General features: G+C 53.0%; 20 protein-coding genes and 1 tRNA gene. 6 read left to right on the forward strand and 15 right to left on the reverse strand.

The features are described from left to right. Window positions 1–102: 102 nt before the first annotated feature. The 4 genes from J3350_RS10405 to J3350_RS10420 all read right to left on the reverse strand — a co-directional run bounded on the left by J3350_RS10405 (window position 103) and on the right by J3350_RS10420 (window position 4,536). Complete coding sequence (locus J3350_RS10405; RefSeq protein ID WP_207686556.1) at window positions 103–306, reverse strand: hypothetical protein; 204 nt, start codon at window positions 304–306, stop codon at window positions 103–105. 469 nt (window positions 307–775) lie between these two features. Further along, entirely contained in the window at window positions 776–2,257 is a 1,482-nt protein-coding gene (locus J3350_RS10410) for a recombinase family protein (protein ID WP_207686557.1), read from the reverse strand. A gap of 364 nt (window positions 2,258–2,621) precedes the next feature. Beyond that, the gene (locus J3350_RS10415; protein WP_207686558.1) at window positions 2,622–3,758 is read right to left on the reverse strand and encodes an AAA family ATPase; all 1,137 of its coding nucleotides are present in this window, start codon (window positions 3,756–3,758) and stop codon (window positions 2,622–2,624) included. Then, window positions 3,748–4,536, reverse strand: a complete 789-nt coding sequence (locus tag J3350_RS10420) for a DUF6414 family protein (RefSeq protein WP_207686559.1) — start codon at window positions 4,534–4,536, stop codon at window positions 3,748–3,750. The genes J3350_RS10415 and J3350_RS10420 overlap by 11 nt, the downstream gene beginning before the upstream one ends. Window positions 4,537–4,623: 87 nt before the next feature. Between J3350_RS10420 and J3350_RS10425 the strand changes: the two genes are divergently transcribed. Together J3350_RS10425 and J3350_RS10430 are read left to right on the forward strand one after the other, a co-directional pair. After that, window positions 4,624–4,845 carry a helix-turn-helix domain-containing protein gene (locus J3350_RS10425; RefSeq protein WP_207686560.1) on the forward strand — a complete coding sequence of 74 codons (222 nt, stop codon included), beginning with the start codon at window positions 4,624–4,626 and terminating at the stop codon, window positions 4,843–4,845. After that, entirely contained in the window at window positions 4,842–5,582 is a 741-nt protein-coding gene (locus J3350_RS10430) for a restriction endonuclease subunit M (RefSeq protein ID WP_207686561.1), read from the forward strand. The genes J3350_RS10425 and J3350_RS10430 overlap by 4 nt, the downstream gene beginning before the upstream one ends. On the opposite strand, the gene J3350_RS10435 is transcribed toward J3350_RS10430, so the two are convergent. The 3 genes from J3350_RS10435 to J3350_RS10445 form a co-directional block, all read right to left on the reverse strand. Further along, window positions 5,569–7,737, reverse strand: a complete 2,169-nt coding sequence (locus J3350_RS10435) for a TaqI-like C-terminal specificity domain-containing protein (RefSeq protein WP_207686562.1) — start codon at window positions 7,735–7,737, stop codon at window positions 5,569–5,571. The two genes, J3350_RS10430 and J3350_RS10435, sit on opposite strands and share 14 nt — an antisense overlap. A gap of 340 nt (window positions 7,738–8,077) precedes the next feature. Beyond that, window positions 8,078–8,153, reverse strand: a tRNA-Val gene (locus tag J3350_RS10440). Window positions 8,154–8,229: 76 nt separating this feature from the next. Next, entirely contained in the window at window positions 8,230–8,823 is a 594-nt protein-coding gene (locus J3350_RS10445; RefSeq protein ID WP_207686563.1) for a TetR/AcrR family transcriptional regulator, read from the reverse strand. Between the two features lie 253 nt (window positions 8,824–9,076). Here J3350_RS10445 and J3350_RS10450 point away from each other — a divergent pair, with 253 nt between their 5' ends. Next, window positions 9,077–11,170: an RND family transporter gene (locus tag J3350_RS10450; RefSeq protein WP_207686564.1), complete on the forward strand. Its 2,094-nt coding sequence runs from the start codon at window positions 9,077–9,079 to the stop codon at window positions 11,168–11,170. Window positions 11,171–11,175: 5 nt separating this feature from the next. Next, on the forward strand, window positions 11,176–13,086 hold the full coding sequence (locus J3350_RS10455) for a hypothetical protein (protein ID WP_207686565.1): 1,911 nt from the start codon (window positions 11,176–11,178) through the stop codon (window positions 13,084–13,086). 83 nt (window positions 13,087–13,169) lie between these two features. On the opposite strand, the gene J3350_RS10460 is transcribed toward J3350_RS10455, so the two are convergent. The 8 genes from J3350_RS10460 to J3350_RS10495 all read right to left on the reverse strand — a co-directional run bounded on the left by J3350_RS10460 (window position 13,170) and on the right by J3350_RS10495 (window position 23,534). Continuing rightward, complete coding sequence (locus tag J3350_RS10460; RefSeq protein WP_207686566.1) at window positions 13,170–14,066, reverse strand: metallophosphoesterase; 897 nt, start codon at window positions 14,064–14,066, stop codon at window positions 13,170–13,172. Between the two features lie 6 nt (window positions 14,067–14,072). Further along, the gene (locus J3350_RS10465) at window positions 14,073–15,896 is read right to left on the reverse strand and encodes a diguanylate cyclase domain-containing protein (RefSeq protein ID WP_207686567.1); all 1,824 of its coding nucleotides are present in this window, start codon (window positions 15,894–15,896) and stop codon (window positions 14,073–14,075) included. Further along, window positions 15,893–17,242 (reverse strand): hypothetical protein, encoded by a 1,350-nt coding sequence (locus tag J3350_RS10470; protein ID WP_207686568.1) that lies wholly within the window; start codon window positions 17,240–17,242, stop codon window positions 15,893–15,895. Before J3350_RS10470 ends, J3350_RS10465 begins: the two co-directional genes overlap by 4 nt. Next, a complete protein-coding gene (locus J3350_RS10475; RefSeq protein WP_207686569.1) occupies window positions 17,196–18,581 on the reverse strand; it encodes an O-antigen ligase family protein in 1,386 nt (461 codons plus the stop codon). Before J3350_RS10475 ends, J3350_RS10470 begins: the two co-directional genes overlap by 47 nt. A gap of 49 nt (window positions 18,582–18,630) precedes the next feature. Further along, window positions 18,631–19,821 carry a CDP-glycerol glycerophosphotransferase family protein gene (locus J3350_RS10480; RefSeq protein WP_207686570.1) on the reverse strand — a complete coding sequence of 397 codons (1,191 nt, stop codon included), beginning with the start codon at window positions 19,819–19,821 and terminating at the stop codon, window positions 18,631–18,633. Between the two features lie 51 nt (window positions 19,822–19,872). Beyond that, window positions 19,873–21,087: a glycosyltransferase gene (locus tag J3350_RS10485; RefSeq protein WP_207686571.1), complete on the reverse strand. Its 1,215-nt coding sequence runs from the start codon at window positions 21,085–21,087 to the stop codon at window positions 19,873–19,875. A gap of 244 nt (window positions 21,088–21,331) precedes the next feature. Continuing rightward, window positions 21,332–22,384 (reverse strand): glycosyl hydrolase family 28-related protein, encoded by a 1,053-nt coding sequence (locus J3350_RS10490; protein WP_207686572.1) that lies wholly within the window; start codon window positions 22,382–22,384, stop codon window positions 21,332–21,334. A gap of 1 nt (window position 22,385) precedes the next feature. Continuing rightward, on the reverse strand, window positions 22,386–23,534 hold the full coding sequence (locus tag J3350_RS10495) for a hypothetical protein (RefSeq protein WP_207686573.1): 1,149 nt from the start codon (window positions 23,532–23,534) through the stop codon (window positions 22,386–22,388). 309 nt (window positions 23,535–23,843) lie between these two features. Between J3350_RS10495 and glpK the strand changes: the two genes are divergently transcribed. Next, window positions 23,844–25,340 (forward strand): glycerol kinase GlpK, encoded by a 1,497-nt coding sequence (glpK, locus tag J3350_RS10500; RefSeq protein ID WP_118554001.1) that lies wholly within the window; start codon window positions 23,844–23,846, stop codon window positions 25,338–25,340. A 38-nt stretch (window positions 25,341–25,378) separates the two neighbouring features. Beyond that, on the forward strand, window positions 25,379–25,801 hold the full coding sequence (locus tag J3350_RS10505; protein WP_207686574.1) for a bis(5'-nucleosyl)-tetraphosphatase: 423 nt from the start codon (window positions 25,379–25,381) through the stop codon (window positions 25,799–25,801). The last annotated feature ends 3 nt before the right edge of the window (window positions 25,802–25,804 follow it).

Below are 25,804 nucleotides of genomic sequence, written 5' to 3' on the forward strand. Positions count from 1 at the left end.
GGATGATTGTATCACAAAATGACTACGGACGCAAGGCGGATGCTTCTTGTTGGGGTGTGCCTGCCCCAAACCCTGCTAGGAACGAGTACGGCAAACTGGAAGTTACCACTTTCCTTTAACGATTCGTCCACCGACCAAAATGGAAGAAAAAATAGCAGCGAAAAACAAAAGGGTGATCCAAATTGGGCTGAATACCCATAGCCATGACCACGAAATCAATCCTGTTACTTTTAGTACAGCAAAAATCAAAACTAAAGCAACAATAGGATCCATCCTAGACCGGTGGGATTTCTTCTCCGTGTGCATAACAGAACCTCCTTGAATTTCGATTTGTTGAACTAAGCCGAGTATACCACACTCCCCCATGAAAGAACACCCCGATATAGTGAAACTTTGACGTTTTCTTGCGTACGTGCGTACACGCACCGCAAAACCTCCGATAAACAAAAAACGTACCCGAACCCTTTTTCGTAAAGAATCGGGTTCGTACGACCTTGGTAGACATTCCTACGGGTCCAGGAACTGCGGGCTAAGCAACAGCAACGGGTTGCGTTTGCTGATTTTTCCACAGCCCCTTGGCGGGGCTTTGAAAAATCAGAACGCGGCCCCAACAACTCCTCCCTGTTTCTGCCGCAGGCAGCAGTCGTCGTCGTTGCACTGGGCTGATTGCTTACTCTGCCGACTGGCGTCGTCAGAGCCGCCCTGTTCGAGTTCTGTACCGTCCTGCTCTGACGTGAGACAGTGGCAGACGCAACAAAAAAGCCTCTAACTTTCGTTAGAGGCTTTCGTTTGGTGGAGCATTGTCCACAGCACTCGAACCCAACACTTCCTCACGGGTGACCGTTTTGGCATCATCCGTGAAGTTGAAATTGAGTACGACCCGGTCATCAAAGACGTAGACCGAGTTGACAAAGGTATCAATGATCTGCCGCTGGTGTTCCGTGCTGCCCACGTCACCCTTGCGGAATTTTTCAAGCCAGAACCGAATCCACTCACGGGTCAGGACGGGCTTTTTCAGTTCCTCCTCCAGAATACTGGTGTTCAGAGCTTCTTTCCGAGCTTCCAGCTCGTCCAGCCGCTGCTTGGTGGTCGGGGTCAGGATGCCCTGTTCAATGGCTTCCAGAAGGTTTGCCAGCCGCTTCTCCGTGTCCCGGAGCTGCTCTTTCAGGACAGGCAGCCGTGTGTTCTCCTTCTGCTGGGCATCCATGACCAAATCTATCAGCCGTTCGATGATTTCATCGCTGAAAATCACCTTAATGGCGGTATCCACCACGAACCGTTCCAGCGGCTCCTTGCGGATGGCTTTCAGGTCGCAGTGCGCCTTGCCGTGGCGTTTGGCGTTGCCGCACTTGTAATAATAGTAGGTGCTCCCCATGTGGCTGGTGCCGCTTTCGCCACCCATCAGGGTGCCGCACTTGCCACAGAACAGCTTAGTGGTCAGCAGATAGCTCACATCCTCTTTTGCAGGCCGACCGTGGGCGATCCTGTTCTGCTCGAAACGCTGCTGCACCCGGTCGAACAAATCCTGGTCAACAATAGCCGGAATGCCGCCCGGCGTCACAATGTCCTTGTAGCGGTATTCGCCGATGTAGCGGCGGTTGCGGAAGATCTGGAAGAAGCTGTTCTTCACGAACGGCTTTCCGGTGCGGGTACGCAGGCCGCGCTCGTTCAGGGATGCCGCAATCTTCTCAGCCGGTTCGCCGTCGGCATACCGGGTGAAGATTTCCTGCACGATGGGAGCCGTCTCCGGGTCGATATGGTACAGCCTGTCCTCCTTGCCGATGGTGAAGCCCAGCGGCACCACACCGCCGTTGTACTTGCACTGGAGGGCGTTTTCGCGCTCACCGCGCGCCACTTTCAGGGCGAGTTCGGCGGAATAGTATTCCGCCATGCCAATCAGCATACTCTCCACCATAATGCCTTCAGGCCCCTGCGAGATGGGTTCCATGGCAGACACCAGATGGACACCGTTCTTTTCCAGCTGGTACTTGTAGTTCACGGCATCGAACCGATTCCGGGCAAAGCGGTCGAGTTTCCAGACCAGAACCACATCGAAGATTTTCTTTGTGCTGTCCTTAATCATCCGCTGGAAGTCCGGGCGGTCATCCGTCTTGGCAGAGTAGGCACGGTCGATGTAGGTGCCGACCACGGTGATGCCGTTCTTCTCGGCGTAGTCCTTGCAGTCGCGCAGTTGTCCTTCAATGGACGCTTCTCGCTGGCTGTCGGATGAATAGCGGGCGTAGATTACGGCGGTCATAGTTGCACCTCTCTTTGCACATCATTGAATCAACGTAATGTTTCGTATAACCTATATACCATATTTCGCACCTGTTTGCAAGAAAAACAAAACAGAAAAGTGGTGGTGCTCACCACAGTGAACACCACCACTTCAGAAGAAAAAAGTTCTTTGTCCGCTTATGCGTCTTAACAATTTGGAAACAATTGTACAAAGGTCGTTTTGAGCGAATTAGCTGAGAGCAAGAACCGTCCCGTGGCCACAAATTTTCAATTCTTGAAAATTTCTTGCCCATCTGGGACTTCACTTCCTCAACTCTTGCGAGTTTCCGAAGTGCTCTTGTTGGGGCGTGCCTGCCCCAAACCCTGCTTATGAACCAAAAACTCTATTCACTTTTGGTCTTTGTCATTTTTTCGGAAACCTCTTGAAACAACAATTCTTCAATCACTTGTTGAATTTTATACTTTATAGTTCTTGCATTTTCTCCTGTTGCGGATATCAAAGGGCTTACCGTTGCATATATCATTTCTGGTGTCAATTTACTTTCGTACTCATTTCTTCTCGATTCGATTTCATTTTTGACAATTGCATATATTGTATCGGATTTAAAATCATCAAAATGAATCATTTTATCAATGCGATAAAATATGGGAAGTCCGAGCTGCTTTTTCATTTCATCTTCTGTTTGATAATTGGACGTTAAAATTATTACAATACCAGACACATTGACATCATAAGTTGCATCTTTAAAAAGGGTATTATCAAACAGCGTATAAAATGCAGAGAAAAAATATTCAGGACATTTGTCTAGCTCATCAAAAAATATTAAATTGGATTCTCGTTCAAGTAAATCAAAGCCTAAACTTTTACGATTGGGAGAATCTCCGAAAAAATACTCTGAATAATTGCTATTTTTGAACATCGACAGATGTTTCTCTAAGCATTTTCCACCAAAAAAGTTTCTGGATATCATCCTTACCAATTCGGTTTTTCCTAAGCTACTATTGCCATACAACATTATTACGTAAGGCTTTTCTCGTTTGACAGTCGTTAAATACCATAGACTTTTGCTTATTTCTTCAATAGCCTTTTCCTGTCCAAATAAGCATGACGCTATACTTTTGATGTTTTTAACGAACATTTCGGGGTCGCGCTTTATGCAGTATTCTTCAGCAATAATATCAAATTCTATAAGGGCACGTTTATATTGATCCTCTAAGTATTCTTTAAGAACACGAGGCGGATTATGAATATAAATTTCAGCATCATCAGTTGTCAAATCTTCAATTAGGGGGCCCAAGCGATCATGTGCGGCTTCGACAATTCCGTGATAATTATTGTTTTTGACAATCAATTTACTTGCATGTTGATTAAAAAGTCGCTGATTTTGTCTTGTTGCATCTGAAAGTTTTACAAGTTCTAGAAAAGTTGCTACATCATCGCTTTCGGAAAAATCTGGAAGATTTTTATCAAAATATGCATTAGAACCAATAATTATATGATATCTTCGTTTATTTTTCATCGGATACCTCCGCAGTAACACAGGCATATAAAACATCATAAAGTGTTACATTTTCTGAGCAGGAGTCCACTTTCCGAGTATCAGCTTTTGCCATTCCCATCTCCGCTGGGTATAAATCTGCTAATGTTTGGGGCTTTTTTGCAGTCGATACTAAGTGTTCCATTTTGCTTATTTCTTGAATAAAATCGAACCGCTCTTTATCAAAGGTTCCTACAGGTATGCAATATAGTGTCATGGTTGTTGTGAGTAAATCGTTCCGCTTATAATTGCTTACAAACGCCGAATTGTTAAATCGGACATAGCACTTTGCATCCACCTTATAAGTATCATATCCATCATAGCTATCCATTACAGTTTTGAATTCTTTTGCATCTACGCCATCGATCCCTCCCTTGACAATTTTAAGATATCCGCCAGCCACTCTGAGCGATGTTGAGGAATTTTCAATATCCGTAAGCTGGACATTTGGAATAGTTACAAGAAGCGGTTTCAGCTTTTCAAATTCAGAGATTTCGGTTGAAGATATAGTGGTTGAACTATCTTTCTTAATGACGTAAGATGCATCAATTTTACCAGTGAATAAAAAGGCTATTCTTGAAAACAGCGGAACTTCTAGTTTCAACGATGTTGAGGCCTCCGCAGTAGCTGAAATTTGACTTTGAATAGCTGAAGAAACATCTGTGATCCTTGAAAGCTCGCCATGATCTCTTTCTTGCAGAATATTACGAATGGTTTCTTTATCGAAATACACAATTTTACTTATTATACTTTTAGCCATCTGATCACATCCTCAAAGCACAGTTACTTATTGTATGTAGACTTATTGTATTCATCATTGTAGCATATATTATGGAGGATTACAACCATGGACATAGTCAAAGTTTTTGGAACGAATGTTAGATATTACCGATTGCAAGCTGGATTATCACAAGAGGTGTTTGCGGAAAAATGCGGTATGCACAGAACCTATATTAGTGCTATTGAGTGTTTTCGTAGGAGCATTTCATTGGAGAATATTCAAAGAATTGCAGATGCACTTGGCATTGAACCCTATAAGCTACTTCTTACACCGAAGGAGGAAATATGAAGCAACTAAGAGAAGAAATCGAGACTTTATTAAATCGCTCGAAATGCAGTAAGGAAGAAATCTCCCTTATAACGCAAGAAAAAGAGTTATATCCATTTAGCTGTGAAAGCAGAATTTTGGTATACCTTATGTCTCTTGGTAAAATCACATATGACGAATATGTTAGACTCGACAGGGACTATTGCGGTAGAAATCAGTATCTTGAACTGTTCGATATGGCACCTCGTACGTATGGTCAAACCTGGGGAGAAGAACATATCCGAAAGCTGTTTCCGCAATTCATTAAAGCCACAAAAGAAAATCTCGTTGATGTATATCCTGCTTTTGATGGCGAATTTGATCTCTGGATAGATGGCATTAGAATCGAGGTCAAGGCTTGCAGGGCAAATAGTACAAAAGGTAGTGGAAATTTGGCCAGTAGAGCTTACCTGCATACAGAGGCGCATAGCGCTGGATTCAAGTATCACTATCAGCAGTTAAAACCATCATGCTGTGATGTGTTCATTTGGATTGGCACTTGCCGAGACGCATTGCTTTATTGGGTTTTGAGCAGCAATGAATTGCTTGAAACTGGAAAGCTTGGTTCACAACATAGAAATGAGCACACAGGAACTGCGGACAATGCGGTATTTGAAGGACAAGTATTTATGACCGAAGATGAGCTTCTTCCTTTTGCTGTAAAAGAAAAAAATATACTCAATGCCGTTTACGCTAAAAGTCAAGTCAAGAACCGATAAATAGATTTTTTTCAGACAAAGCTATTTTTATAATCTCTCTGTCTTTTGGTTCTAGATGATATAAATCCATAATTACATTATCCAACTCACTATATAGACCACAGAGGTTTTCGGTAGAATTCATTATGTGGTCTACTTTTTCTATAATAGTAGTTTGAATTTCCGCTGAAACAACAGGTATCGGTATTTGCTCGATATGCGAACGGAGCAATTTAACAGAATTAAATTTTTTTGAAATGAAAAAAGCCGCCACGCTGGAATTAAGAATTGCGAGCACATATTTCATCGCAAGGCCTTCAATCTTGGGAATTACGATATTGCAACTATTCAAAGAAAGTGTTTGCTTATCATCATACGCAAATACCGGAACATCGCAAACAAATCGGTATAAAAGCTTTTCTTTTGCCCTGTAAATTTCTATGGGAGCTACTTGTTGGAAAGACTTTGGAGTAAATCGAATGTAGTTTTCGGAAGGAACAATTTTATATTTTTGTATATCACTGCCTTTTAGAACAAGCTCATAGCCGGCATATTTAGATGCGGATACGTATTCTCTGTTGTTACCTGTAACGATTCCGAGAGCAAATATGGCATTCCCTTTTAAGAATGCAGCGTTTTTTATTTCACTAATTGAATTCAAACACTTGTTCTCTTCGTCCGAAACATTGAAAGAAAAAAGCTCTTGCGAAAAAGAACGATTTTCCGAAATAATAAAGAAGTGATTTCCAATGGAGATCTTGCACCCAACTACTGTTTTAGAATCATCAAGCGCCACTCCTAAAATTATAGAGGGGCACTGGACACCAGAAAAGACATTTCCTAAATAAGAAACAAATTTGAAAGAACAATTTTCGAGCAGTAGTTTTCGTACCGCTTCATGTACAGCTACGCTTAAGATAGATTCAGGCAAAACAAATGCCATTATACCATTATGCGCAAGCATGGTTAACGCTTTCTCCACAAATAAATCATATGACTCTATATTTTTCCCTGCCGCAGTCCGAAAAAGCTTTCGGCATAAGGCTTTATCCATCTCAGAAAAATCACTTCCCCAAGGTGGATTTCCAAGAACAATATCGAAACTTTTTTTAAAGGTTTTAAAATATGTATTACCAACAATAAACCTTGAATAAAGTTCATCAATGGTTATTTGAGGTGTCATAAGAGCGATGTTAATTCGAGTTATATGGATGCTTGTGAAATCAATATCCTGACCATATAGTTTTGAACAATCCATTCCTTTCATTCCAAGCTGTAACAAGAAATTTCCTGTACCACAACAAGGATCACAAATTGTTTTCTCTCTTAAATTCGGGTCATTGTCATATAGATTCTCTATCAATTGACTTACAACTTTTTCAGGCGTATAATAAGCGCCAGAGCGTTTTCTTTGAGCAATATCTCTCAAAGAAATATAGATAAACCCCAATGAATCTTCTCCTTCAACAAAGAAGATTTTTTTTATTAAAATTGGTTGTAATCTTTCTAATAACGCGGAGTCAATCGTACATGTTCCAACTAGATCTTTGATCAAAACGCAAAATTCATCAAAATGCTCATTAGATAAAAATTGCACAAGAAGATTATTATCTGAATACCATATTTTTCGGCTCTGATAATAAAGCTGAACAGCAAAATTTGCAAGAATTACCAGAATATCGCTTTCATCCTTAACAATATCAAGCTCTAGAATTTCAGCAACTAATTTTTGATTCTCCACAGTATGGATATAATCTTTATAGAGCATTCTACCTGTAAAGTTCTTTTTGTTTCTGCGACTTTTTAGTTGTGTGTTTGAAGACGTTTTAATTTCTTTAACTAATTTTTCGATATATCCACGGCTAAACAACTGATTGTCTACGTCAGGAACAATTTTCCCAAGGCGAATCCAGTTTTTTACCGTAGCCTTTGATACAGATAATCTTTTACATACGTCATCAATATTAAAAATTTCCGAAACGCCACAGCCAGAATCAGGCTTAGTATGATTGGCATAATTTTTTCGACCATCAATAGGTTTGGGAGCGGCTTCAGGTATCCGCCATACGCCTCCAACCATATCTGCACCGCTAATACGGCCCTGCTCACACAAAGTTTGAACACGTCTTTTTGAAATATTAAATTTCACAGCGGCATCATTAACTGAAATATACATAACTTTCTCCAAGTTGATTCTCTTAATTGAATGACTATATTATACTCCTTGAAACGAACAACGTCAACATTAATGATTTTGACGATCCTGTATTAAATGACGTTATATAATATTTTTTATATGTTTTTGACAGCTGACCAGAAACGTTCCATATAGGGGCGACCAAGTTCGCACAAAGCGAACTTGATCCCGCAAAACAAAAGGCAGGATACCATCACCACGATGATACCCTGCCTTTGTTCGTTTACCGCTCTGCGTACTCTTTCCGCAAAACCTCCGATAAACAAAAAACGTACCCGAACCCTTTTTCGTAAAGAATCGGGTTCGAGTACGAACTGTATGGTGGACGGTACAGGACTCGAACCTGTGACCTCCTGCACGTCAAGCAGATGCTCTACCAGCTGAGCTAACCGTCCAGATGTCGTATCGACTCGATTATGATACCACATCTTTGGCCAAATTGCAAGCCTTTTTTGCAAATTTCTGCAAAAATCATTGCAGAGCCTTCCGGATGATGTTGTAGAGCACAGGTTTCATGGCGTCGATGTGGTCAGGTTTGCCTTCGAGGATGGACGAGTAGCACACCGACATGCACATGCTGCCCAGCGCCGTGATGCGCTGGTAGACTTCGCGCTCGGTCAGGCCGGCCATTTCGGGGCTGGACATGATGGCGTGGAGCAGTTTGCGCATCAGCGGCTCGGCCTCGCCGGAGGCTTCGATCTTGTCCAGCCCCGGCCAGACGAAGCTGCGCTCCAGAAAACGGAGCATCAGGGTGTCGTTCCGCAGGGCCTCGATGATGTGGTCGATGACGAAGATCATCTTGTCGGGAAAATCCATCGGCGCGCTGGCGCGCTCACAGGCCGTCACGGCGTCGTCCAGCAGCTGGTAGCTCACGCGGGCCAGAAGCGCCTGGGTCACAGCACCTTTATCGGCAAAATAGAGATAGAAGGTGCCTTTGCCCACCTTGGCGCGGGAGGTGATATCCTCCACGCTGGTCTTGGATGCGCCCCGTTCCAGGAACAGCTCGTATGCTGCATCCAGAAGCGCCCGGCGCTTTTCCTGCTTTTTGCCTTCCACGGTATTCATGCTTTGGGTCGATTCCTCTTTTCTGCGATGTTCTGTCGTGTAAACATTATTTTAGCAATGCTTTCCTCCCGGCGCAAGCCCCAAATAGCCGATCGGTGTTAGACAATTTTCAGTGGATGATAAAAAAACTGACGTTTGGTCAGTTTTTGTCTTGACACTTTCCGCCAGCTGGTTATAATAGTGCTTGCTCAGAAGTGACTGCGAGTCATTTTTGAACGCCAATTCTGTTCCAACATTTCAATGGAGGGTTTTCATGAAAAAGATCGCACAGGGCATTGTGCGTCTGCGCAAACTGATCTTAACAGTAGCCATCCTGCTGTTGATCCCTTCCGCGATAGGCGCCGTTGCCACCCGCATCAACTACGACGTCCTCACCTATCTGCCGCAGGAGCTTGACTCCATGATCGGCGAACGGGCATTGGAGGACGACTTCCATCTGGCCTCCACCGGTATGATCACGGTCGAGGGCCTGCCCACGAACGAGCTCATCGCCATGAAGAAGGACATCGACGCCGTGCCCGGTGTCACCCAGACCTTCTGGCTGAGCGATGTGATCGACCCCAGCATCCCTACCGAGATGCTCCCGGCGGACATCCAGCAGTTCATGTTCGGCAAAAATGATTCCACCATGCTCATCGTCCGGTTCGACGGCCCCAGCGCCAGCGACGAGACGATGAACGCGGTCCAGCAGATCAAGAAGGTGCTCCGGAAGGATACCTTCTTTGGCGGCATGAGCGTCATCCTGCAGGACACCAAGGCCCTGATCAATGAGGAGATGCCGCTGTATATCCTGTGCGCTGTGGGCGCTAGTATGCTGGTGCTGTTCCTATCGCTGGAGAGCACCATCACCCCGGTGCTGTTCATGCTGGGCCTGCTGTTCCCCATCGTGTACAACTTTGGTACGAACATCTTCCTCGGCCAGATCAGCTACATCACCCAGGCGCTGTCCACCGTGCTGCAGCTGGGCGTTACGATGGACTTCTCCATCTTCCTGCTGCACCGCTATCAGGAGGAAAAAGAGCTTCGCTCCTCCAATGAGGAAGCCATGGTCAGCGCCATCTGCAAGACCATGACCTCCATTTCCGCTTCGTCGCTGACCACCATCGCAGGCTTCCTGGCCTTGTGCGCCATGCGCCTGACGCTGGGCCGCGACATCGGCATCGTCATGGCAAAAGGCGTGGCGCTGGGCGTCATCTGCACCGTCGTCATCCTGCCGGCACTGATCCTGACCTTTGATAAGTGGGTCGAGAAATACAAGCACCGCACCATCATCCCGCAGCTGACCAAGACCAGCTACTTCGTCTCCAAACACGCAGCCCCCATTGTGGCGGTCTTCCTCGTGCTGCTGGTGCCCTTTGTGGTGGCGCAGCAGAAGACCGAAGTCTACTACACCCTGTTCGATTCGCTGCCCCAGGACCTGACCGGCATCGTCGGCACCAACAAGCTGGGCGAGGATTTCGGCATGACCACCTCGCACTTCATTCTGGTGCATGACGACCTGACCGCCACCCAGGTCTCCGACCTGTGCGACGAACTCAAGGACGTGGACGGCATCACTCAGGTCATCAGCCTGGATTCCGTCACCGGCCCCGGCTTTGATACCGGCCTGCTGCCCGACAGCGTGACCGAGATCCTGCAGTCCGGCGGGTACAAGCTCATCCTCGCCAACAGCTCCTATAAGACCGGTACCGACGCCATCAACAACCAGCTGGACGAGATGAACACCGCCATCAAGGCGGTGGACCCCGAAGGCGTCATCACCGGCGAGGGTGCCATGACCAAAGACCTGATCGAGGTCGCGGATGTGGACTTCAAAAACGTCAACGTCTGGTCCATCCTGGCCGTTGCCGTCATCATCCTGATCTCCTTCCGCAGCTTGTCCATCCCGGTGCTGCTGGTGGCCAGCATTGAAGCCGCCATCTCCATCAACATGGGCATCCCGTACTTCACCGGCACCCAGCTGCCGTTCATCGCCAGCATCGTCATCGGCACCATCCAGCTGGGCGCGACCGTGGACTACTCCATCCTGATGACCACCCGTTACCACGAGGAGCGCAGCTACGGCCGCACTCCGAAGGAAGCAGCCCAGCAGTCGCTGGAGCATTGCAGCCAGTCCATCCTGACCAGCGGCCTGACCTTCTTCGCCGCCACCGTCGGCGTGGCAGCCATCAGCAAGATGGAGCTGCTGAAGAGCATCTGCCTGCTCATCTCCCGCGGCGCACTCATCAGCATGGCTGTCATCCTGATCGTCCTGCCCGCTGCCCTGATGCTGCTGGACTGGATCATCCGCCACACCACCCTGCACTGGCTGGTCCCCGAACCCGCCTCGAAATCTGAAAAGGAGTAATCACCATGAAGAAATCGCTTCGTTTCGCCAGTGCGGCGCTGGCGCTGACTCTCGCCGCCAGCATGACGATGCCTGCCTTTGCCGCAGGCAAGTCCGATTTTGCCAAGTCTGAGAACGTCTACGCGGTCATGAACGCCGATGGCTCCATCAAGAGCACCAGCGTCAGCGAGCATCTGTACAACGCCAACGGCCTGTCCGGCGTGACCGATGTTTCTTCCCTGACCGACATCCAGAACACCGAGAGCGATGCCGCCTTTACCCAGGACGGCGAAAAGCTGGTCTGGAACACCGACGACACCGACGTCTATTATAAAGGGACCACCGACCGTGATCTGCCCATCTCGGCCAAAGTCACCTACACGCTGGACGGCGTGACCGACAGCCTGGAGAACCTGATGGGCAAAAGCGGCCACCTGACCATTCAAATCGACCTGACCAACAACGAGACCGGCACCGTGAATGTCAACGGCACCGACCGCACCATCGTCACCCCGCTCATCACGGCGGTGGGCGTCATCTTTGGGGAGGACGTCTCCAATGTGACCGCTGAGCACGGCGTGATCGAGTCTGCCGCCAAGAGCAACGTGGCTGCGTTCGTCACCCTGCCCGGCGTGAAGGATTCGCTGTCCGGTCTGCTGCCGGAGGACCTGTCCACGGTGGAAGATTATTTGCAGGACAGCGTGACTGTGGAAGCCGATGTGGAAAATCTGGCAGCTCCGCAGATCATGCTGGCCGCAGCCACCAGCCCCGATGCACTGGGCACGGACAATGTCTTTGACCTCGACAGCATCAACGAGCTGACCGACGGTATCCAGCAGCTGAACGACGCTATGAGCCAGCTCATGGACGGTGCGTCTCAGCTGGAAGACGGCGTCTCGCAGCTGGCCGGCGGTACGCTGGCTCTGCTGGATGGTGCATCCCAGCTGAAGACCGGTGTTGCCACGCTGGACAACGGCCTCGGCCAGCTGACCAACGGCCTCGACACCCTGACCTCCAACAATGCCGCCCTGAATGCCGGTGCCCAGCAGGTGGCCGACGGCGTTCTGGCTTCCGCAAACAAGACCCTGATGGAGGGCGGCCTCATCGACACCCCCATGACCTGGGACAACTATGAAGCCGTCATCGACGAAGTCCTGACCATGAACGACAAGACGCTGGCCGCTGCCCGCAAGAAGATGGTCCGCACCATCTGGGAGCAGGCCCCCAGCTTCAAGGACAGCCAGCTCGACCTGGCCCTCTACCTCTCCGCGACCAAGACCGACCATGATCTGGAAGCAGCCCTCCGCCTGATGCAGAGCTACGATCCCTCCATGATCTGCGGTCTGGTGCAGCTGCTGACCAATGCCGACGCCCAGCAGATCGCCCACGAGGAGCTCAAGCTGCAGGCCGAGAACAGCGACGATATCGCCAGCGTCCGCGCTCTGAAGACCAGCCTGAGCCAGATCCAGTACTTCGTTTCCAGCGTCAACCAGTACACCAGCGGTGTCGCCACTGCGGCCGACGGTGCCCACTCTGCCAAGGACGGCAGCGCCCAGCTGGCCTCCGGCAGCAAGACCCTTTACGATGGCGTGAACACCCTGAACAACGGCGTCAGCCAGCTGACCGACGGTGCCACCCAGCTGAGCGATGGCCTGGTCCAGTTCAACGAGGAGGGCATCTCCAAGCTGACCGGCTCGCTGGACACCGACCAGATCCACGCCCTGAAGACGGTCCTGGACGAGATGACCAGCCGCCTGGAGAACTACACCAGCTTCGCCGGTGCACCGGAAGGCGCTTCTTCCAACGTGAAGTTCATCTACAAGACCGGTGAGACCGTGGCTGCCGCCGAGAATACGGCTGTGGCCGAGACCACCACCCAGGAGGGCAGCTTCTTCACCCGCCTGTGGGAGCGCATCGTGAATCTGTTCAAGTTCTGAATATCTGAATAAAACAGAGACGCCCCCTGGTATCGCTGCGATACCAGGGGGCGTTTTGCTGCCATTTGGCAGGATGAATGTTCTCAGAACCAGTTGATATCCACGATGACCAGCTCCGGCGGATTGTTGATGCGGGGGACCGGCGTCCCCTTGCCGTCGCCCAGACCGCGGCTGATGATGAGGGAGGTGTCGCCGATCTGATGCAGCCCCTCGGTCAGCGTTGGCAGAACGCCCTGATCCGGCGTGTAAAGCCCGCCGATGCCGGGGATGCGGATCATCCCGCCGTGGGTGTGGCCGCAGAGCGCCAGATCGACCGGCACGTCAGAGAAGAAGCCGTCCTCCAGAAAATATTCCGGATAGTGGACCAGCAGCAGCTTGAAGGCATCCAGCTGCTCAAAACTCTCGAAATATGCACTGGCGTACCGCTCGTAGGAAGCGGGTGCTTCGGCCACGCCGCCGATGGCGATGGTGTTGCCGTTCACCTCCAGCGTCTCAGTCTCGTCTGCCAGGAAGTGGACGCCGATGGCCTCCAGATCTGTCCCGATGGGGGAGTTGTGAAAAACGATCTTGGGCCATTCGTGGTTGCCGGGCACGTAGTACACCGGCGCGATCTTGACAAGCTCTTCGCACAGGTCGGTGACGACGGAATAGTCGTCCACCAGTTTGTCGTTCATGTCGCCGGTGATGGCGATGATGTCCGGCTTGAGCGCGGTGATCCGCTCGATCAGATCCGCATTGTGGTCGCCGAACTCATGCAGATGCAGATCGGACAGCTGAACGACCCGGATGTTCGAGGTCAGCTTGTCGGACTGGACCTGATAGTAGCTCTCGACGAAGCTCTGATGCTTTGCAATAAGGGTGAAGATGCCCCACAGGGCCGCCAGCAGCACCGCCAGCCCCAACACGAACTGAAGGATGCCCAGGACGATCTTTTTCAAAGGGCCGAAACGGGCCTTGCGGGGCGCGTAATGAGAAGCCAAAATGTATCACTCCTGTCTGGTTCTTGAGCGCAGTGCTTCACGCAGCAGTGCGCGGACTGAATAAGCGTTGCTGGCCTTGCTCTCCGCAATGCCGATGGCGTATTCGTAGGTGGCCTCGGTGCTTTCGGCGTTGTAGGCTGCGATGAGGCGGTGGAAGTAGTCGGCAAAGCTCTCAGCGTCCTCCATCCGGCACTGGTCGAAGAAGCCGATGAACTGCTGGCCGCCGTTGTAATAGACGGTGCCGCAGGTGGCCGAGGCTTCCTTCAGGAAGCCGGCAAACTGGGTCAGCATCGCGTTGCCGCGTTCGCGGCCATAGACGGTGTTGATCTGGCTCAGGTTGGCCAGCTCCACCACCACACAAACGGTATCGTCCGGCAGGACGCGGCCGCTGTTGTTCCGGATGAACAGATCACAGGCGGTGCGGTTGGGCATATCCAGCGACTGCTCGGTGAAGAACATGTATTCCACAAAGTCCTGGATACGGCCCAGCAGGATGGCACCGCAGACGCCCAGGATGAAGAAGACTGCGACGCCCAGCAGGATGTACAGCTTGACGTTGATCTTCTCGCTGACCGTGGTGCTGGCCAGAACGCCCAGGTTGACCGCGCCACAGTATTTGTTGTACTCCTTCATGGTGATGGAGAGGCTCTCATACAGGGAATTCAGCTGGCTCTGCAGGGCGTCGATCTCCTGCTCCACAGACTGCTGGGAGAAGGCCTTGTTCTCGCTGGAAACGTCCGTGGAGTCGGCCGCATCCTGGAACACGTCGATGATATACTGGCAGTAGGCAGCGTCGATGACGTTGTTGGACTTGCGGTTCAGGATCGTCACGTAGTCGCTGATGAGGGTGTCGTAGACGGTGGTGCGGTCTACTTTGGTGTCATACTCGTAGACATCGCTCAGCACGAAGCCGCCGGCGTCATCCTCGGTGCCGGTCCGGGCTCCTTTTTGATAGTAGAGGGCGCCGTCCTTGTTCTTGTTGCCGTAGCTCTGGATGACTTCCAGTACGGCGGCGACCTTCTCGGTGTCCACATCGCCTTCCATGATGTAGGTGTTGTAGCGCTCCTGATATTTTTTGAGCAGGACTTCCCGGTTCTGTGTCAGCTTGCCGCCCAAAATCTCGGAGAAGAGATAGGGGATCTCAACGTCGCCGACGTAGTTGTACTCATCGAGCAGGTCCGAGAGAGACATCCCGGTGTGGGAAGAGATGAACTCCGGGTGCGATTTCTGGCAGTTGATGAGGTTGGAGGAGATCTCGGAAACGGTGTTTTTCAGGATCTCCGCCTGTTCGAGGTAGTCGTAGCCATGGCCGTCCAGCGCAGAGGCATTGTTGGGGATGGTGTAATAGTCCACGTATTTTTCGCCGAAGCTGGCAAAGTAGCAGCTCAGGATCTCATCCAGCATGGTGCGGGCGTACTCGGTGTCGTAATTGCTGCTGAGCGAGAGCGTGACGAGGTATTCGGTGGATTGGTATTCCTCCACGTCCTCACCTTTTTCAATTTTGGCCGCCTGGGTCTTGGCCACATCGTCGGGCACGATGGGGGTGACTGTGCCGCCGGAGCGGATGGTATCCACGTTGACGGTCAGGTCCAGATTTTCAATGGCCTGCTTGACGACGGAGGAAGAGAAGATCTCCGAAACATCCAGCTCGCCGCCGCTGGGGGTCTTGCCGTCCTCGGCCTGGGAGTAGTTGTATTTGATGATGGACTGCGCCGTATAGGCCTGGTTGGTGGTGGCATAGCGCATGAAGAACACGCCTGCACAGAACGACATCAGCGCGATGAGCGGCCACCATTTTTTCAGATATCGGATGATGTTAAAGCTTTTCATTTCGTTTTGTCCTTATCGCGGATGACTTTGCTCTTGGCGAGGACCCTGGCGCAGAGTGCACAGAACGTGACGCCGCCGGTCAGGATCATCCACTTGATGCTCAGCTCGTCGGCCAGAGAACGTTGCTCAAAACTGATGGTCAGGTAGTTTTTGGTCTTGTAGCGGATGTATTCCTTGTTGAGGATCCGGGAGGTCTCGATGAGGTTCTCCAGCTTCTGCTTCATATCCTGGATCATGCTCTCGGCGGTCGCGATGCTGGAAGGCGTATTGGCCGTCTGGGCACTCATCTGGCGGATGGCGTATTCGTTTTTCTGGATGATGGCCATCGTATCGTTGGCGGAGTCGTTGGCGCTCTCGGCCGCCGAGGCCTGGTAGTCGATGGCGACCTTGGTGCGGGACATATAAAAGTTGTTCTGGGTGTCCAGCGTGGGGATCAGAACAACGGCAGTCAGGGCCGAGTCATAGATCTCGATGGTGTGCAGGCGGTTCTGGTATTCGGCCATGAGTTTCTGGTAGCTGATGTTCTTCAGAAAGTTCTGGTATTCCAGCTTGCTGATGTAGCGCTCCCGGTTTTTGGAGAGGCCGCTCTGCAAAACATAGGAATCGTATTTTTCAAGGTCGATGCTGGTGAAATTGTCCACCTTCTGGCGCAGAGAGGTGAAGGTCTCGCCGGTGAGTTCGGAGCGGAAGGTGCCGTTCTCCTTGGCGTTGGTGTTCAGGAAGCGGTGGAGCTTCTGGCACTCCTTTTCAAAGAAGGAGCCGATCTCCATGTACTCCTGCTTGTCGCACTCGGACCAATCGGGGGAGATGCCCATCTCGACGTAGGTATAGTCCTCGTAGAAGGCCTCTTTGTAGGACTCGACGATCAGGCTGAGCATATCTCTGGCCGAGATGCGGGGGCCGATCTCGTCGTTCTTTTCGTAGGTGATGGTGTAGGTGGTGGCGATCTTGTAGTTTGTGGTGTCGGAGGGCAGCTGCATTCCGTTGACGTTGGCAGCCCAGGCCGTGATGTTTTCGGCCATATCCTGCGCGGTGACCTGGCCTTCGAGGCCGGCCTTCGCGATGGCGCGGTCCAGCACGTCGTCCGATTTGATGAGCGAGATGTTGAACCGGGTGTTGTTGGGGTAAAGCCCTCTGGTGGCTTCCTCGTAGTTCAGGGCAATCATCATCTTTGCGGTGCGGGCTTTCAGGTGGTACATCGCAAAGCTGGTGGAGCACATCACCAGAAGGATGAGGGCCAGGTAGAGGAGGCGGTGCTTCCACAGCCCCTGGAAGAGAAGTTCGACCAGCGCCCAGAACTTACTTTTTTGCGGGCGGTTCGGTTGGTTTGTTTTGGGAGATGGCATGGTTGTAGATCACCTCGTTTCGATCCAGCTGCTTCATAGCGTGGCCGATGGGCAGCAGCATGAAGATCGTGTTCATATAGCAGTAAAAGGCGGTGTTGTCGGTCGCGTAGGTCACAAACGCATAAATGGTGCAGTACAACAGCAGGAAAGCGGTCTCGGTGCCGTACTGCTTCTGGCACCAGACGACCTTGCCCTGCCAGCTGAGCCAGATCCAGAAGGAAAAGCCCCAGAAGCCAAGCTCAATGTACATGGTCACAAGGTCGTTGTGCATCCCGCCGAAGTCGTGGGTGCCAAAGACGCCGATGCCCGCTGCGTTCATGATGCTGATATACCGCGTGACCCAGCCGATGCCGTAGCCGCGGAACGTGGGGCTGAAGGAATACAGGTCGGTGAAGGCTTCGTACAGGCCCTCGCGGCCCATGGTGTCGATGCCCAGGGTGTCCACCGTCCAGCTGAACAGGCCCGACCAGATAAAGAAGACGTAGAACAGGCAGATGGCGATGGCGAAGATGGAGATGGAATGGAGCACAAAGTTCTGCCCCTTGGGCTTGAGCCGGGTGATGAACAGGTGCATCAACAGCACGCCGAGCATACCGATGAGGGCGATGCGCTTGAGACCCAGATAGAAGAAGCCCGCCGCCAGTGTGAGATGGACGACCCGCCGCCAACCTTTTTCAAAGAGGGCGTAATAGAGGACCATCAGCCCGAACCCGAAGGTCAGGTCGTGGACTTCCAGCGCCTTGATGGGCGCATTGGTGTCCACGCCGCCGGATTTGGCAAAGGCGATGAAGCCGGTGATGAACTCACTCAGGCCGTAGGGCCGGAGGCTGTCGAACACCAGGATGCAGACATTGGCGATGCACATGCCGTAGAAGGTGTAGTCGATGGCTTTGCCGCCGAACAGATACACCGCTGCGCACATCGAGGTAAGCGAGATCATGTGGTAGAGGATGGTGGAACACCCGCGGGACATGTAGTTCAGCTGCTGGAAATCCAGCGACCAGACAAGCATGGACCACGCCGCCATCATCACAAAGGGGATGAGAAAGATGATGTAATATTCCCCGATGAGGGGCAATCGGTTGAAGTCTCCGGTGATGAGCAGAAAACAGGCGGCCAGGCCGACCACGGCGGCCTGTACCAGGTACTTTATGAACCAGGGCAGGCCCATGCCGCGGTACCAGAACCCGATGCCCATCATGGCAATGTAGAGCAGCGGCAGCCAGAACGGCCGCTGCGCCGGTTTCCGCTTCAGGAATTGTGTTCCTCCATGCTGCGCAAGATACTCCCAGTTTCCGCTGCCATATCTCCCAAAGAGTAGTTTCATAAGACTTGGCATCTGTCCTCCTGTGCGAGCCTGTGGGCAAGCCGCGGCTCTTCGCGTTCGTTCAGTTCAAAAGCTCCACGATGGCCTGATAGTTGCGGGCACAGTTCTGGTCATCCACCTGGTCGAACAGCGCGTCCACGCGCTTTGCGTAGAAGGGGGATATCGTGCCGTTCTGAGTCAGAGCGCGGTCCAGCTCCCGGAAGAGCGCTGCCTGCTCGGTGACCACAGGCCCGAAGCCGTCGTCCCGGTAGCTGAAGTAGCCGACGTCGTGGTGCACGCCCCAATACTGCGCCTCATCGAACTGGTAATAGAGGAGGGGCTTTTTCATATAGGCAAAATCGAACTGTACGCTGGAAAAATCGCTGACCATGACGGCGGATTCCATCAGAAGGGTCTGCACATCGGCCTCACCCAGCGCCGCGATCTTCACCCGCGAGTTGGCGGTGTGAAAGCTGCTCAGAAAACGCTGCACCTCGAAATGAGGGTAGAAGACGGCCTCATAGCCGTGCTTCTCCAGCAGCGCCTCCAGCTCCGGACTGGAGATGACGTCCTGCCAGTGCCGGAAGTAGTCGCTCTGCTCGAACTCGGCCTGAGTCTTCCGCTCGATGGCGTAGGTGCGCCAGGTGGGCATCAGCAGCAGCTGGCGCTTGGTCTCGTGGGGGCGCAGCAGGGCGTCAAACCGGCACAGACCCAGCCGTTTGACAATACCAGCTGGATAATGATAGGCGGATTCTACAAAATCTCGCTCTTTTTGCAGGGAGCAGACGAAAAGGTCGGTGCGGATGTTGGGGTAGTGATACCATTTCATGTCGTCGATGATGACCCCGTGCTGCAAAAAGGCGCGGGGGCCATGGACCACATGGAGCTTGTCGAGCATGTAGTAGCTGTCGATCTCCGGGGTGTAGCCCAGCACATGGGTGCTGATCTTCATTTCCGATGCGGCGCAGAGCAGATAGTGCTTCCAGCTGCGGTAGGGCACGACCCGGCCCAGCGCTTGCACCCGCTCATAGTCCGACAGGGTGGGGTCTGCTACGAACCAGCTGTTCAATTCAGGATGCTCCCGGTTCAGATAGGCAAAGATGTGGTAGCCGTTGTCCCGCGCTTCGCGGCCCCGCTCGGAGACGAGCCAGACATGCCGGTAATCCTTGTTCCAGCACTTCAGAACGGCAGCACAGCAGGTGGCAGTTTCATATTTCAGGAGTTCCCGCAGCAGATGAAAGGCGCGCCGGGTCTTTCGCAGCAGATCGTTCATAGACGTCGTTCCTTTACATTTAGTTGATAATACAGAAAAAATTCCGATTCATCAGGCGTTCTTCACCACATCGCCATACAGGGCCAGCAGCTGGTCGCAGTAGCGCTCCAGCGTCATCATGCGGTCTTTTTTCTGGATGCAGTGGGCCGACATCTCGGCCAGCAGGGGCTTGTCTGCATAGAGCGCCCGAATCTTTTCCGCGTAGGCGGCCGGGGTGAAGGTGTCGTTCAGGATGCCGGTGCGGCCCTCTTCCACCAGTTCCGGGATGCCGCCGATCCGGTTGCAGAGCACCGGGGTGCCGAGGGACTGGGATTCCAGCAGAGCCAGCGGGCAGTTTTCGTACCAGATGGACAGGTGCAGGGTGAACAGCGCCCCGGCCACGAGGTCTTCGAGCGCTTTGCCGGTCTGGAAGCCGACGTACTTCACGTTGGGCAGGGTGCAGTTTTTGCACAGATCCTCCATGGGGCCGCTGCCCGCGATGACGAAGGGAATGTCCGGCAGCAGCTTGCAGGCTTCGAGGATGCGGTCGATGCCCTTTTCCTCCGAGAGGCGGCCGAAGTAGAGGACATAATCCCCCTTTTCGGCAGGGGCAGCCGCAGCGACCCGGCTCAGAAAGTTGTGCAGCATCACCGTCTTGCCCCGGAAGCGGGGGACGGTGAGGAGCTTCTTCTCCAGAAACGCACTGGGGCAGATGAAGCGGTCGATCTTGTCATAGACGTGATTGCACTCGTAAAAGGTGCCCTCCACGGCACCGATGAGGCTCTTGGGCAGCGAGCCGTGGATGCAGCGCTTTTTCACGCAGGGCCACTTGCTTTTTTTGCCCATGCAGGCTTCGCAGAGCTTTTTGGAGTTGAACTCCATCATCATGTGGTTGGGGCAGAGCATCTGCACATCGTGTACCGTCTGCACCATGGGCACCCCGCATTCTGCCCCGGCGCAGATGACCGAGGGTGTCAGCTGGAAATTGATGTTGTTGAAATGGATGAGGTCGGGCTGGAACTGCCCGATGACCTGCTTCAGCTTCCGTTTCGCCTCAAACGAGTAGAGGATGCGGAAGGGGTAGAGCAGTTTTTCCGGCCCGGCGTTGTGGAAGTCCATATTGGTGGTGGCGAGGTGCAGGGCATTGCCGACGGTGTTCTTTTCGTCGTACATGCCAAAATATTCGACCTCGTGGCCCCGGCGAGTCAGTTCCTCGCCGATCTTGAGGAAATAGGTCTCTGCACCGCCGCGGGGGTAGAGAAATTTATTGACGAATAAGATCTTCACAGGGTCCAGCCTTTCGTTGCGAAAAGTAGAATCGGAGGATTTCTATATAATAGGTGTAAATAAACAACTTAATAATAGCATCATCCCTCTTTTCCTGCAAGATGTGTTCACAAAATCATCGCAATTTGGCGGGGCAAACGGCCCAAAACCGCAAAAAACCGTGGGCGGCGGAATGGCATCTTCCGCGCCCACGGTTTGTCAGAGGTGGATATTCGGTCAAAGATCGTAAAGTGCGTTCAAAAATTTACTGCAAAGTGCTCGGTGCGTCGCTCAGGTTGTGCACGATGCCGTACCAGCGGCAGTTCGTCTGGCTGCTCAGGTCCACATCGCTGAACTTGGTCACGCCCGAACCGTTGATGTCCGCGCCAAAGACCTTGTACATCGCCTGCCCGGTCGGGTTGGCCGGGAAGACATAGGCTGGCAGGTCGGTGGGCCAGGTCTCGGCAGCAATATACCATCTGAAATTCGTGATATAGGCAAGGGTCCGCCCGTCGTAGAATTTGAATCCTCTCTGGTAGGTGTCGCAGTAGCAGTCCGAGAAGCGGGGGCCGTTCACGCGAATGTACGCAAAGACGGTATCTTCCATCAGGGCTTTTTGGGTATCGTGGTCGCTGTGGTCGAAATCGTAGCACCAGGCGTGGATGTTGTGGAAGATGCTGCTGCCGTTGCACGAGAGCGCTGTCTTCACGTTCAGGATGACGATATCGGTGTACATGGAGTCGCCGGTGTCATAGATGCCCACCGCGTACTTGTATATCAGCGACGTCTCGATCAGGCAGTTGCGCACCATCAGCTCATACGAGAGGTTGCTTGCTACCAGACCTTCCGTCTCCATGGACGCATCCTCGAATTTGCCGCAGATGCCGTACCGCTGGAAGTTCTGGATGGAGATGTGGTCGATCAGGGTGCATTTCTGCCGTGCCACGGCGATGCAGTCGTCTGCCTTGAAGTTCGCGTTGACTTTGCCATTGCCCCGGATGAACATGTCCTGACGAGGGTGTCCAATGGGAGTCATTTTGCCGCGGATCTCGACAAAGCGGTCTACTTTGGTGGCCGCCGTGCACTTCAGCTCGGCGTTGTCGAGCACCATATAACAGAAGTCGAGCACCAGCTTGCCGGAAAACGCATACACGCCCTTCGGGAAATACAGCGTCTCGGCCGGGTGCGCGGCGATGAGCGCATTGAACGCGGCCAGGTTGTCGGTGGTACCGTCTCCCTTGAAGCCGTAGTCCAGCACGTTCAGCATCCCGCTGCCGCCGCCTGTGCTCAGGGTGGTGCCATTCAGGTCGTATACCATATCAGTTTGCCTCCATCAGGGTCGTGATCTGTGCATCGGTCAGCGCCGTGTCAAATACCCGGAAATCATATACCGTGCCATTGAAGAAACGGTCCTTTGTCGTGCCGTCTCCCCAGCCCGCACCAAGGATCAACGGATGATCCACCGTCTTGTTCGCGGCGTAATTCGGGATGTTCTTCCATTCGGTCAGGGAACCGTAAGACAGGAACCGGAACTGCGTCCCCTTGATCTGGAGAAGAAACTTCAGTTTCTTGCCGGATTCGATCTTGACAAAGTGACTGGCGTAAGTGAACATGTTCACGCCCACGGTTCCGTTGGTCCATGTGGCAACCACGATGCCTCTCTGATCGTTGGTAGTAAGATTGCTGAAGCAATCAAGCAACGATGTCACCGTATTGACCGCACTGTCTGCTACCGTAAAGGTGGCATACACCGTCAGATTCATGCCGGTGTCGATGGCTGCGAACGGCTTGATCCCGGTATCGATCCATTCTTTGTTGGCCGGTACAAAAGTCTTCGGAGCTGCCAGCTTATACCGCGGCGTCGGCAGTCCGTTGTTGGGGGGATCTGGTGTGTCCGGCTGGCTGGGCGTGGGCGGGACATCGGGCAGGCTGCTGCCGCTCCAGAGTGCGGCCAAGGCGTTGTAGTGGGGCAGCATCTCGCCGTTGTCGTAGACGGCGTGGCGGAACAGCGCAAGGATGAGCCCGCGCTCCTCGTCGGACAGGCCGGATGCGGCGTTGCGAAGCTCCCGCTTGACCTGCTGCAAAAACTGCTGCCAGGCCGGGGTGTCCGGTTCGGGCAGGGTTGGGTCCGTGGTGCCGGAGTTGCTCAGCACCCTGTAGGGGACGCTGGCGCTGGTCACGGTGCGGGTGCCGTCGGAGCCTTCAAAGGTGACGGTTCCGCTGCCGCCCTGCGCGGTGACGAGGGCGGGCACTTCGACGGCTCCGTCGGCCACAAGGGTGGTCAGCGGCCCGGCCGGACCGGGCAGATGCCAGAACGCCACAACGGTGGTCCCATCCCACTCGCCGGAGCAGACGACCCGCAGCCGATAGACGCCGGTGTTGTGCGCGTAGCCAAGCAGCAGCCCGCCGGAATAGCCCGAAAGGACGGCGCGGCCGTTGGAGCAGAGCGTGATTTGTTGTTCGATCATAGAAAACCTCCCATCTGTAAAGTGAATCGAGTGCAAGCAGGAACAGGAAAAAGCAGAACGCTGCCCTGTGCAGGGAAAACGACGCTAAGGGGAATGATCCATTCACTTCGCCTCCTTTTGGTTGTGAAATGGCTGCGTTAATGTGTGAAAACAGTATAAATCAACAACGGCAGGTTGTCAATACGAAATTTGAAGATTTCGCAGCGTGGGTTCAGATGCGTTGCAATCGCGCGGATGGTGCGTTATAATACAACCACACAGGCACGACCAGGAAGCCCAGGGGATGCAGTGTAAGAAAGGAACGTGGATATGAACTATATCATGGCGCTGGATGCCGGGACGACCTCGAACCGCTGCATCCTGTTCAACAAGGCGGGCGAGATGTGCAGCGTGGCTCAGAAAGAGTTCACCCAGTATTTCCCGAAGCCGGGCTGGGTGGAGCATGACGCAAACGAGATCTGGACCACGCAGCTGGGCGTGGCGCTCTCGGCCATGAACCAGATTGGGGCCAGCGCGTCGGACATCGCGGCCATCGGCATCACGAACCAGCGCGAGACCACCATCGTCTGGGACCGTGAGACCGGGGAGCCGGTCTATCATGCCATCGTCTGGCAGTGCCGCCGCACCAGCGCCTACTGCGACGAACTCAAGGCGCGGGGCCTGACCGAGACCTTCCGGGCAAAGACAGGTCTGGTCATTGACGCATACTTCTCCGCCACCAAACTGAAATGGATCCTGGACAACGTGCCCGGCGCACGGGAAAAGGCCGAGGCCGGGCGGCTGCTGTTCGGCACGGTGGAGACCTGGCTCATCTGGAAGCTGACCTGCGGCCGGGTCCATGTGACCGACTACACCAACGCCAGCCGCACGATGCTGTTCAACATCCACACGCTGGAGTGGGATGAGGACATCCTGCGGGAGCTGAATATCCCGCGCTGTATGCTGCCCACGCCCATGCCGTCCAGCTGCTTCTACGCGGAGGCCGACCCGATGCACTTTGGTTCGGGCATCAAAATTGCAGGCGCAGCGGGCGACCAGCAGGCCGCGCTCTTCGGGCAGACCTGCTTTTCGGCGGGTGAGGCGAAGAACACCTTCGGCACCGGCGGCTTTCTGTTGATGAACACCGGCAAAACGCCGGTCGTCTCGAAAAACGGCCTTGTCACGACCATTGCGTGCAGCAGCGGGAAAAGCGTGAATTATGCGCTGGAAGGTTCCATTTTCGTGGCCGGTGCGGCCATCCAGTGGCTGCGGGACGAGCTGCGGCTGCTGGAAGAAGCCCGCGACTCCGAGTATATGGCCCGGAAGGTGAAGGACACCAACGGCTGTTATGTGGTGCCCGCCTTCACCGGCCTCGGTGCGCCCCATTGGGATCAGTACGCCCGCGGAACCATCGTTGGCCTGACCCGCGGCTGCAACAAAAATCACATCATCCGCGCCACGCTGGACAGCCTGTGCTATCAGGTGAACGATGTCCTCCACGCCATGGAGGCCGACTCCGGCATCGCCATGAAGGCCCTGAAGGTGGACGGCGGTGCCTGCGCCAACAACTACCTGATGCAGACCATGGCCGACATCAGCAGCCTGCCGGTGGAGCGCCCCTGCTGCGTGGAAACGACCGCCCTCGGCGCGGCCTACCTTGCAGGCCTTGCCGTGGGCTACTGGCAGTCCACCGACGAGGTGGTCCGGAACTGGTCGGTGGACCGCACCTTCCTGCCGGATATCTCGGCCGAGGAGCGCACCAGGCGCATCAAGGGCTGGAATAAGGCTGTGCGCTGCGCCTATCATTGGGCGCTGGATGAGGAGTGAAGCGGGACAATACGGCGGCTGAGAGGAAGCAATTCGCAATGCAATACGAAAAAAGCTGCGGTGCAGTGATCTATACCGTACAGAATGGAACGAGGTTCTACCTTGTAGAGCAGATGCAGAAAGGGCATGTGTCCCTTTGCAAAGGCCATGTTGAGAAGGACGAGACAGAACTTCAAACGGCAGAGCGGGAGATTCGGGAAGAAACAGGTCTTGATGTGGAGTTTGTGGAAGGGTTTCGGAAAACCATCGCGTATTCTCCCAGGATGGACTGCATGAAAACCGTGGTGCTCTTTCTGGCATATGCAGAGCATACGGATGCGAGAGCGCAGGAGGAAGAGGTCAGAGCAATTCAATGGCTGCCGTTTGAAAACGCCGTGGAAGCATTGACCTTTGATTCGACCCGTGAAATACTGCGGCAGGCAGATGCGTTTTTGGATGGGGGACAACGAACGAGGAGGTAGTAA

Source organism: Faecalibacterium sp. Marseille-Q3530, assembly GCF_017377625.1.
Taxonomy (GTDB): domain Bacteria; phylum Bacillota; class Clostridia; order Oscillospirales; family Ruminococcaceae; genus Faecalibacterium; species Faecalibacterium prausnitzii_E.